2 protein-coding genes are annotated in these 1,270 nt (G+C 72.0%); both read right to left on the bottom strand.

Going from position 1 to position 1,270, the window contains the following annotated elements; all coding sequences use genetic code 11:
• A partial coding sequence (locus ABFS34_16895) for a hypothetical protein (GenBank protein ID MEN8377104.1) occupies nt 1-276 on the bottom strand: 276 nt, incomplete at its 3' end.
• 372 nt (nt 277-648) lie between these two features.
• The coding region (locus ABFS34_16890) for a hypothetical protein (GenBank protein MEN8377103.1) at nt 649-1,270 on the bottom strand (622 nt) is incomplete at its 5' end.

Here is a 1,270-nt window from a genome sequence, read left to right as displayed (position 1 = left end):
CCGCGCTTCGCGGTGTTCAGCCAGGGACGCCGGGTCAAGCGCCCTGCGGACCTCGACTTCCCCCTGTTCGTCAAGTCGCTCAGCGAGGAGGCCTCGCTCGGGATCTCGCGCTCCTCGATCGTCAACGACGACGACCAGCTCGCCGAGCGCGTGCGCTTCGTCTGGGAGGAGGTCGGCACGGACGCCATCGCCGAGGAGTACATCGACGGGCGCGAGCTCTACGTCGGCGTGCTGGGCAACGCGCGCCCGAAGACCTTCCCGATCTGGGAGCTCCACACCCCCAACCTCCCCGACGGCGCGCCGCGCATCGCGACGCGGCGCGTCAAGTGGGACCTCGCCTACCAGCGCAAGATCGGCGCGAAGAACCGCCGCGCCCGCGGCCTCTCCGCCCGCCAGGAGCGCGAGATCGCGCGCACCGCCAAGGCCGTGTACCGCTCGCTCGGCCTCTCCGGCTACGCCCGCCTCGACCTGCGCATGCGCCCCGACGGCCGCTTCTACGTCCTCGAGGCGAACCCCAACCCCGACCTGACCTACGGCGAGGACTTCGCCGAGACGGCCGAGGCGGCGGGCATCGAGTACGAGGACCTGGTCCAGCGCATCGTGCAGCTCGGCGTGAAGTACGACGCCGAGGGGGCTTGGCCGAGGGCGCTACTTGCGGATCCCGCCCGCGCCGGGCTGCGGGAGAGGCCTGACGGACGTGACCCCGTCCGGAGGGGCGGGGCAACCCCACTTGGCGAGGTAGCTGTCCCCGGAGTCGAAGGCGGTCGAGAAAGAGCCCCCGGCGTAGAGGGCCGCGCCCCCGCCGTCGTCGTACACCGTCAGGGCGCGGACGGTGCCGTTCATCCCGCTGCCCAGCGGCGACCAGCTCGACCCGTCCCACTTCGCGATCCGGTTCGCCGCCACGCCGCCCGCGGTCGTGAACACGCCTCCGGCGTAGAGCGCCACGCCCCCGCCGTCGTCGTACACCGTCAGGGCACGGACAACTGCGTCCATCCCGCTGCCGAGCGGCGACCAGCTCGACCCGTCCCACCTCGCGATCTTGCTCGCCGCCACGCCGCTCGCGGTCGAGAAATCGCCTCCGGCGTAGAGCGCTGCGCCCCCGCCGTCGTCGTACGACGTCAGGGCAAGGACCTTTCCATTCATCCCGCTGCCCAGCGGCGACCAGCTCGACCCGTCCCACTTCGCGATGTGGCTCACGGTCGGGAAACCGCCTCCGGCGTAGAGCGCCGTGCCCCCGCCATCGTCGTACACCGTCAGGGCCCAGGCCGTT

The sequence above is a fragment of the Gemmatimonadota bacterium genome, from assembly GCA_039715185.1.
In the GTDB taxonomy this organism is placed as follows: Bacteria; Gemmatimonadota; Gemmatimonadetes; order Longimicrobiales; family RSA9; genus DATHRK01.
The sequence above is the reverse complement of the archived record's forward strand: the minus strand, read 5'-3'. Positions and strand labels throughout refer to the sequence as shown.